The 8,810-nt window shown below is 69.7% G+C and carries 8 protein-coding genes; 4 read left to right on the top strand and 4 right to left on the bottom strand.

The genetic code is table 11. The annotated features are described in order from the left end of the window. Both AB0M63_RS44035 and coxB read right to left on the bottom strand, forming a co-directional pair. Positions 1 to 317 (bottom strand): cbb3-type cytochrome c oxidase subunit I (locus AB0M63_RS44035; protein ID WP_366023340.1); only part of this gene is annotated, 317 nt, incomplete at its 3' end. Beyond that, positions 314 to 1,273 (bottom strand): cytochrome c oxidase subunit II, encoded by a 960-nt coding sequence (gene coxB / locus AB0M63_RS44030; protein ID WP_355909723.1) that lies wholly within the window; start codon positions 1,271 to 1,273, stop codon positions 314 to 316. The genes coxB and AB0M63_RS44035, both read right to left, overlap by 4 nt. Before the next feature lie 308 nt (positions 1,274 to 1,581). Between coxB and AB0M63_RS44025 the strand changes: the two genes are divergently transcribed. Continuing rightward, positions 1,582 to 2,970 (top strand): aminotransferase class V-fold PLP-dependent enzyme, encoded by a 1,389-nt coding sequence (locus AB0M63_RS44025; protein ID WP_366023339.1) that lies wholly within the window; start codon positions 1,582 to 1,584, stop codon positions 2,968 to 2,970. 1 nt (position 2,971) lies between these two features. On the opposite strand, the gene AB0M63_RS44020 is transcribed toward AB0M63_RS44025, so the two are convergent. After that, complete coding sequence (locus tag AB0M63_RS44020; protein ID WP_355909717.1) at positions 2,972 to 3,946, bottom strand: carbohydrate kinase family protein; 975 nt, start codon at positions 3,944 to 3,946, stop codon at positions 2,972 to 2,974. Positions 3,947 to 4,076: 130 nt separating this feature from the next. Between AB0M63_RS44020 and AB0M63_RS44015 the strand changes: the two genes are divergently transcribed. Both AB0M63_RS44015 and AB0M63_RS44010 read left to right on the top strand, forming a co-directional pair. Beyond that, positions 4,077 to 4,298, top strand: coding sequence for a hypothetical protein (locus AB0M63_RS44015; RefSeq protein WP_356064093.1), 222 nt, complete (start codon positions 4,077 to 4,079; stop codon positions 4,296 to 4,298). Between the two features lie 767 nt (positions 4,299 to 5,065). Beyond that, positions 5,066 to 6,865, top strand: a complete 1,800-nt coding sequence (locus tag AB0M63_RS44010; RefSeq protein ID WP_366023343.1) for a hypothetical protein — start codon at positions 5,066 to 5,068, stop codon at positions 6,863 to 6,865. 93 nt (positions 6,866 to 6,958) lie between these two features. Here AB0M63_RS44010 and AB0M63_RS44005 read toward each other — a convergent pair whose 3' ends face one another. Further along, entirely contained in the window at positions 6,959 to 7,315 is a 357-nt protein-coding gene (locus AB0M63_RS44005; RefSeq protein ID WP_093827773.1) for an iron-sulfur cluster assembly accessory protein, read from the bottom strand. A gap of 286 nt (positions 7,316 to 7,601) precedes the next feature. Between AB0M63_RS44005 and nadA the strand changes: the two genes are divergently transcribed. Continuing rightward, positions 7,602 to 8,798, top strand: coding sequence for a quinolinate synthase NadA (gene nadA, locus AB0M63_RS44000; RefSeq protein ID WP_355909708.1), 1,197 nt, complete (start codon positions 7,602 to 7,604; stop codon positions 8,796 to 8,798). Positions 8,799 to 8,810 lie beyond the last annotated feature (12 nt).

Raw genomic sequence — 8,810 nt, 5'->3', positions numbered from 1 at the left:
AAACCGGCGAACAGCGGCGTCGCGAACATCAGCAGCATGATCGTGCCGTGCATCGTGAACGCCTGGTTGAACTGCTCGTTCGACAGGATCTGCAGACCCGGCCTCGCCAGCTCGGCGCGCATCAGCAGCGCCATCACGCCACCGATCAGGAAGAACGCGAACGACGTGACCAGATACAGCGTGCCGATCGTCTTGTGGTCCGTGGTCGTCAGCCACTTGATCACGACGTTACCGGGTTGCTTGCGCCTTACCGGCAGCTCATCCGCGTAGTGGGACTCTGCTGCCGCGGCACCCTGAGGTTCGTTGAGGATGCTCACAGGTTGTTCGTCTCCCGGTTCTTCTCGTGGCTCGTCTGCGCGATGCCAGCGGGGATGTAACCGGTCTGCCCCTTCTTCGCGAGGTCCTTGAGGTGCTGCTGGTAAAGCTCCGGCGAGACGACCTTCACGTTGAACAGCATCCGGGAGTGGTCGACGCCGCAGAGCTCGGCGCACTTGCCCCGATAGGTGCCCTCCTTGGTGGGGGTCACCTGGAAGGCGTTGGTGTGGCCCGGGACGACGTCCATCTTCATCAGGAACGGCACCACCCAGAAGTCGTGGATGACGTCACGTGAGGTGAGGACGAAGCGGACCGTCTCGCCCTTGGGGAGCCAGAGGGTCGGACCCGGGTTGCCGTTCTGCGGGTTCTTCGTGGCGGGCGTACCGACGTCGTAGACGCCGCCGGCGTTCGCCGGGAACTCCTTCTTGAACCGGTCCGGGATCGCGGCCAGGTTCTTGTCGGTCGTCGCGTCGCCACTGACACCGTCGACGTTCTCGATGTAGTTGAAGCCCCAGCTCCACTGGAAGCCGACGACGTTGACCGTCACGTCGGGCTTCTTGTCGAGGCTCAGGAGCTTCGTCTCGTCGCGGGCGGTGAAGTAGAACAACACCGAGACGATGATGAGCGGAACGACCGTGTACAGCGCCTCGATGGGCATGTTGTACCGGGTCTGCGGGGGGATCTCGACCTTGGTGCGGCTGCGCCTGTGGAACATGACGCTCCACAGGATCAGGCCCCACACCAGCACGCCGACGGCGAGCGCGGCAGCCCAGGATCCCTGCCACAGGGAGAGGATCCGCGGTCCCTCTTCCGTGGTGGGGGTGGGGAAACCAAGGCGAGGAAAGTCCTTGGATGTGCAACCGGTCGCGGTCGCCAGGACCAGGCCCGCAGTCATTGCCTGCAGCAGCTTCCGCCGCATCGGGCGCCGCGGCGAGCGGTCGGAGCCGTTGGGACTCACGTAGCGCCTTCCCGAGAGTCTCGCCCGCGCGGATTGGCTGCGGCCTGCCTTCTCGCGGGTCGGTCGCCGCCCTGCGTCGGGCAGGGGTTTGGATGTTTATGCGGACCAAACCCTAGCCGACGCCTTCCGAGGGTTCGCGGGGAGGGTGGCATACGCGCCGCGGGTTACTCCGGGCGCCTAATAGCTCGCGGGTTGGGGTGGTTTGGGCGGGTGGGGGGTGCGTTGTGGTTGCTCGCGCCCCGCGGCGGAGCCGCAGATGTCACAGTCGTGCGCCCCTCCGTGACCGATCCGCGTTTTAACGTTGCTGTGTGTCCTACTTTGATGCCGCCTCCTCCGCTCCGCTTCATCCCGTCGCCCGACAGGCGCTGTTGGCGTCCCTGGACGAGGGGTGGGCGGACCCCGCCCGGTTGTACCGGGAGGGGCGGCGGGCGCGGATGTTGCTGGACGCCGCTCGGGAGGCGGCCGCCGAGGCCGTCGGGTGTCGCCCCGACGAGTTGGTGTTCACGGCCTCCGGAACCCGGGCCGTACACACGGGGATCGCGGGGGCGTTGGCGGGACGGCGGCGCGTCGGGCGTCACCTGATCGTGTCAGCGGTTGAACACTCTTCCGTGCTCCATTCGGCCGAGGCGCTGGTCGCGGAGGGCGGTTCGTCCACCGAGGTTCCGGTGGACCGTACGGGGGCGGTGAGTGTCGCGGCGTACGCGGACGCCCTGCGCTCCGACACCGCGCTGGCGTGTCTCCAGTCGGCCAACCACGAGGTGGGGACGGTGCAGCCGGTCGCCGAGGTGGCCGAGGCGTGCCGGGCGGTGGGGGTGCCGTTGCTGGTCGACGCGGCGCAGTCGCTGGGCTGGGGGCCGGTCGAGGGCGCGTGGTCGCTGCTGGCGGCCAGCGCGCACAAGTGGGGCGGGCCGGCCGGGGTCGGGCTGCTGGTGGTGCGCAAGGGGGTGCGGTTCGCGGCCCAAGGGCCCGTGGACGAGCGGGAGTCGGGGCGGGCCGCCGGGTTCGAGAACATCCCGGCCGTGGTGGCCGCGGCGGCCTCGCTCCGCGCGGTGCGTGCGGAGGCGGCCCAGGAGGCGGTACGGCTGCGGGAACTGACGGAGCGGATCCGGGCGCGGGTACGGCAGGTGGTGCCGGGCGTGGAGGTGGTCGGCGATCCGGTACGGCGGCTGCCCGGGATCGTCACCTTCTCCTGTCTCTACGTCGACGGCGAGACGCTCCTGCACGAACTGGACCGCGAGGGTTTCTCCGTCTCGTCCGGATCGTCCTGCACGAGCAGCACGCTGACGCCCAGCCATGTGCTGAAGGCGATGGGGGTGCTGAGTGAGGGGAATGTGCGGGTGTCGTTGCCGCCGGGGACCGCGGAGGAGGACGTCGAGCGGTTTCTCGCCGTGCTGCCGGGGGCGGTGGCGGGCGTACGGGAGAAGGTGGGGGCCGAGGTCGGGACGGGGGCGCCGGTGGCCCTCGTGGAGGAGGACGTGCTCGTCGTGGACGCGCTCGGCCGCCGCTGCCCCATCCCGGTGATCGAGCTGGCGAAGGTCATCGGGGACGTGCCGGTCGGCGGGACGGTCAGGGTGCTGTCCGACGACGAGGCGGCGCGGCTGGACATTCCGGCGTGGTGCGAGATGCGGGGGCAGGAGTACGTCGGCGAAGAGCCGGCGGACCGAGGCACCGCGTACCTGGTCCGCCGTATCGCCTGAGCTAGGCCAGGTGGGTGCGGACCTCGGAGGTGGCGTCGTGGCCGTACGCCTTGGTGAAGCGGTCCATGAAGTGGGCGCGGCGGAGCTGGTACTCCTGCGTGCCGACCGTCTCGATGACGAGGGTCGCGAGCATGCAGCCGACCTGCGCCGCGCGCTCCAGGGAGACGCCCCAGGAGAGCCCTGAGAGGAAGCCGGCGCGGAAGGCGTCGCCGACGCCCGTGGGGTCGGCCTTGCGCTCCTCCTCGGCGCAGCCGACCTCGATCGGGTCCGCGCCGACGCTCTCGATGCGGACGCCGCGCGAGCCGAGGGTGGTGACGCGGTGGCCGACCCTGGAGAGGATCTCCTCGTCGCTCCAGCCGGTCTTGGACTCGATGAGGCCCTTCTCGTACTCGTTCGAGAAGAGGTACGCCGAACCGTCCAGCAGGATGCGGATGTCGTCGCCGCCCATGCGCGCGATCTGCTGCGAGAAGTCGGCGGCGAAGGGGATGGAACGGGTCCGGCACTCCTCCGTGTGGCGGAGCATCGCCTCCGGGTCGTCGGCGCCGATCAGGACCAGGTCGAGGCCGCCCACGCGGTCGGCGACGGTCTTCAGCTCGATCTGGCGGGCCTCGCTCATGGCGCCGGTGTAGAAGGAGCCGATCTGGTTGTGGTCGGCGTCCGTGGTGCACACGAAGCGGGCGGTGTGCAGCGTCTCGGAGATACGGACCGAGCCGGTGTCGACGCCGTGCCGGTCGAGCCAGTCGCGGTACTCGGCGAAGTCGGAGCCGGCGGCGCCGACCAGGATCGGCGCGGTGCCGAGTTGGCCCATGCCGAAGGCGATGTTGGCGCCGACCCCGCCCCGGCGGACGTCGAGGTTGTCGACCAGGAAGGAGAGCGAGACCGTGTGCAACTGCTCCGCGACGAGCTGGTCCGCGAAGCGGCCGGGGAAGGTCATGAGGTGGTCAGTGGCGATGGAGCCGGTGACTGCAATGCGCACGGCGAGGACTCTCCTGAGGGAGGCTGCGTTGACAGTTCACGCTACCCGGTCGGCACGGCGGCTCTGAAGCGGCCAAAACTACCCGATAGTAGATCTTTCTTCGCGAGGTCAGGCATGCCTACGGTGCCGTATGACGAACCTCAAGTTCTCCGGCCCCGCTCCGGTCCACGTCGAAGGCGAGGGCGACGCGGATCTCGCGGCGCTGCGCGGCGACTGCGCCCGGATGGCTCCCCACTGGAGGGTTCCCGACCGGATCGCCGCCCTTCCGGTGTCCCCGTCGCTCATCCACGGCGTGTCGGTGCCGTCGAAGTCTGCTCGGCTGCTGGAGGGGATGTCGGAGTACGGCGACTGAGCCGAGGTTCTTCCCGGCGTTCTTGTCGGCGCGCTCGGGGAACCGTGCGCTCCCCCGCTGCGTCCCATCGCTGTCCCCCGTAAAGGGGATGCGGGATACGACCCTTCTGCCTGCCCCTTTGACAGGGCCGGGTCAGGGTCAAGGGACAGTTGCGCAGCCGAAGGAGCGATGCGGTGAACACCGAGCGACCCGACAACGACGACACGACCGGCACGTCCGGTGACGTGCGGGGCGTGGGGGACGCCGCGAAGGGCTCCGCGGAGGGGCGGGGGGTCGACGGCACCGGGGGCGGCGGGGTAGCGGGTGACGGCGGGGGGTCCCGGCTGAACGAGACGGCTGGCGCTACGGCGTCTGTCGGCGGGGACGTTGAGGCGGGCGCCGGTTCCGGGGTCGAGGGGGAGGAAGAAGTTGGTTCCACGGCGTCCGGCACGAAGGCCGACCGGCCGGAGGGCACGGGCCGGGCATCCGGCACCGAGATTGGCCGGCAACCGGATGGAACGGGGGCCGAGGAGACACAGCCCGGAGCAGCCGGCGTAGAAACCGCCCCTGCAAAACACGTCGACCATTCGACGTCCGAGGCACAAGCCGATCGGACGGACGGGGCCGGCCGATGGGAAGGTGCGGGCCCGGCATCGGACGCTGAGGCCGACCGGCCAGAAGGCGTGGTCCGGGCGTCCGGCACCGATGGCGGCCGGCCAGAGGAGACAGCACCCGTGGAGACACGGCCCGAGGCAACCGATGAAGAGGCCGGTTCCGCGGTGTCCGGCATGAAGGCCGGCCCGTCGGAAGGCGCAGGCCGGGCATCCGGTGCCGGTGGTGGCAGGCCGGAGGGGACCGGGTCCTTGCAGACGGGGCCCGAGGCAACCGGCGTAGAAACCGCCCCCTCAGAACAGGCCGACCTGGCAGCGTCGAAGGCGCAAGCCGATCGGACGGACGAGGTCAGCCCCGCAGCATCCGACGCCGGGTCCGGCCGGCCGGAAGCGAGCAGCACCGCAGGGTCCGGCGCGGACGCAGACCGGCCGGAAGTGATCGGTCTGGCCGTATCCGAGGGCGCGGCCGGCCGGACCAAGGCGACCGACACCGCGGCACCCACCCCGGAAGCCCACCAGCCCACGCTCACTGACGAGGACCACACCCCCGGCAAGCGCCCCGCGCGCCCCCGCTCCCCCCTGGTCATCGCCTCCGTAGCCGCTGCCGTGCTTCTCGTCGGAGGTGGTGGGGCGTATCTCGCGTCGTCCGCGTCCGGAGGCTCGGAGGGCGGGACGGGGTCTGCGGGGTCCGGCGGTACCGGGACTCCGCCTGTGCTGGCGCTCGACGGGTACTCCTCGGGCGGTACGAGTGGGATCGCGTCCGGGGAGCCGAATCCGTATGGGGAGACGTATCGGGCGGTGGGGAGTCTGCCCGGTGGGCCGGGGTCCGCGGCCGTCTACATGCCTCAGGGTGATGTCGCCAAGGACGACGTGGTCCGGCTTGCCAAGGCGCTCGGTGTCGCGGGGACGCCGGTGGTCGAGGGGCAGTACTGGAAGGTCGGCGGGCAGGACGGGAGCGGGCCGAGTCTGCAGGTGAACAAGGCGGCGCCGGGGATGTGGACGTTCAGCCGTTACGCGCCCGGCACCGACAACTGCACCGACACCCTCAAGTGCGCGCACGATCCCGGCACTTCGGCCACCGACCCGGTGATAGTCGCGGTCGCCAAGAAGGCCGCCGCCCCGGTGCTGAAGGCCGTCGGTCAGGACGACGCGAAGGTGGACGCGAGCCAACTCATGGGCGCGCAGCGGGTCGTGAACGCCGACCCGGTGTTCGGCGGGCTACCGACGCACGGGTGGACCACCGGGCTGACCGTCAGTGCCCAGGGTGAAGTGGTCGGCGGGAGCGGGCAGTTGGCGGCGCCGGTGAAGGGTGACGTCTATCCGGTGCTGAGCGCGGAGAAGACGCTGGACCTGATGAACGCGGCGCCGAAGACCGACCACCGCATGGGCATCGGGGGCTGCGCCAGCCCCGTACCGCTGAAGGACCGGCTGGAGGCGCCCTGCGGGTCGTCGACCGCCACGCCGACGCAGGCCACCGTCGAGGATGCCGTGTTCGGGCTCGCGCTGCACTCCGTGGACGGGCGGCAGGTCCTGGTGCCGTCCTGGCTGTTCAAGGTGCGGGAGTCGAGCGGGCAGGACGACTTCACGGTGACGTATCCGGCGATCGACCCGAAGTATCTGGCCTCGGCCGGCACGCCGACTCCGACGCCCACGTCGACCTCGAAGTCGGCGCCGCACGACGTCAAGGTGGACGGTTACTCGGCCGACGGGAAGAGCCTGACCGTGGCCTTCACCGGCGGGGTGTGCGCGGACTACAAGGCGGCGGCCGTCGAGGGGTCGGACCAGGTGAAGGTCACGGTGACCGCGACTCCCTGGCCGAACAAGGTCTGCATCATGATCGCCAAGGTCTACCACCAGACCGTGCAGTTGAAGGCACCGCTGGGCGACCGGAAGGTCGTGGGGTCGGACGGCAAGGCCGTCCCCGTGGAGAAGAGCACGCAGCCCAGCGTGGGGGCGGGACCCTCGATGGCTCGGTAACGGGCTCACGAGAAGCCCGAAGGCGGCGGCCCTGTCGGAGGGGGCCGCCGCCTTCGCCGTGCTCATCCGCCCTGTCGGGCTTGGCTGAGGGGCTTAGCTGAACGAGTCGCCGCAGGCGCAGGAGCCCGTCGCGTTCGGGTTGTCGATCGTGAAGCCCTGCTTCTCGATGGTGTCGACGAAGTCGATGGAGGCGCCGCCCAGGTACGGGGCGCTCATGCGGTCGGTGACGACCTTGACGCCGCCGAAGTCCTTGACGACATCGCCGTCGAGCGACCGCTCGTCGAAGAAGAGCTGGTAGCGCAGGCCGGAGCAGCCGCCGGGCTGGACGGCGACGCGCAGGGCCAGGTCCTCACGGCCTTCCTGGTCGAGCAGGGCCTTGACCTTCGCCGCGGCGGCGTCGGACAGGATGATGCCGTCGGTGACGGTGCTGGTCTCGTCCGATACGGACATCTACATCTCTCCCGGGTTGTACGGAGACTGCTTGCCGACGATGTCAACCGCCGGGGCCGCGGATTCATTCCGGACCCCGTCCGGTGTCTTTCCCTCGGCACCTCTCTCCATGCTCGCACACCCCCGCAAGGTCCCCCGCTGTGTGCCTGACGGACACCCACCGGGATTGATGTCACATCGACGCTATGGACATCGTCAAACTGACGTGAAGCGGTTATGATAGATAACGTCAATTCGACGAAAAGGCCCTACCGGGCCGGTCCGCAGAACAGAAAGGGTGCGTGTCGTGACCACCGCCCAGACCCAGGAGCTCGACGTACAGCCGACGCCCCTCGCCCTGCTGCTCCTCGGCCGTGAGGCCGACCCGAAGAGCGAGCGCGGCGTCGAGTGTCCCGGCGACCTGCCCTCGCCGTCCGACCCGGACCTGGTCGAGCGGGCCCGCGCGGCCAAGGAGAAGCTCGGCGACAAGGTGTTCGTGCTCGGCCACCACTACCAGCGCGACGAGGTCATCCAGTTCGCCGACGTCACGGGCGACTCCTTCAAGCTGGCCCGGGACGCGGCCGCGCGCCCGGAGGCCGAGTACATCGTGTTCTGCGGTGTGCACTTCATGGCCGAGTCGGCGGACATCCTGACCTCCGACGACCAGAAGGTGGTCCTTCCCGACCTCGCGGCCGGCTGCTCGATGGCCGACATGGCCACCGCCGAGCAGGTCGCCGAGTGCTGGGACGTGCTGACCGAGGCCGGTATAGCCGAGCAGGTCGTGCCCGTGTCGTACATGAACTCGTCCGCCGACATCAAGGCGTTCACGGGCAGGCACGGCGGCACGATCTGCACCTCGTCGAACGCGCAGCGCGCCCTGGAGTGGGCCTTCGAGCAGGGCGAGCCCTCCACCACGAAGGTCCTGTTCCTGCCCGACCAGCACCTGGGCCGCAACACCGCCGTCCGGGACCTGGGCATGAGCCTCGACGACTGTGTCGTCTACAACCCGCACAAGCCCAACGGGGGCCTCACCACAGAGCAGTTGCGGGCCGCGAAGATGATCCTGTGGCGCGGCCACTGCTCGGTGCACGGCCGTTTCTCGCTGGAGTCGGTGGAGGACGTGCGGGCCCGGATCCCCGGTGTCAACGTCCTCGTCCACCCCGAGTGCAAGAACGAGGTCGTGGCCGCCGCGGACTACGTCGGGTCGACGGAGTACATCATCAAGGCACTTGAGGCGGCCCCGGCCGGTTCCAAGTGGGCCATCGGCACCGAGCTGAATCTCGTACGACGGCTCGCGAACCGTTTCGCGCCCGAGGGCAAGGAGATCGTCTTCCTCGACAAGACGGTCTGCTTCTGCTCGACCATGAACCGCATCGACCTTCCCCACCTGGTCTGGACCCTGGAGTCCCTCGCCGAGGGCAACCTGGTCAACCGCATCGAGGTGGACAAGGAGACGGAGGCGTTCGCCAAGCTGGCGCTGGAGCGGATGCTGGCGCTGCCGTAGCGGACGTGGCTG

It is taken from the genome of Streptomyces sp. NPDC051576 (genome assembly GCF_040681835.1).
Lineage (GTDB): Bacteria > Actinomycetota > Actinomycetes > Streptomycetales > Streptomycetaceae > Streptomyces.
The sequence above is the reverse complement of the archived record's forward strand: the minus strand, read 5'-3'. Positions and strand labels throughout refer to the sequence as shown.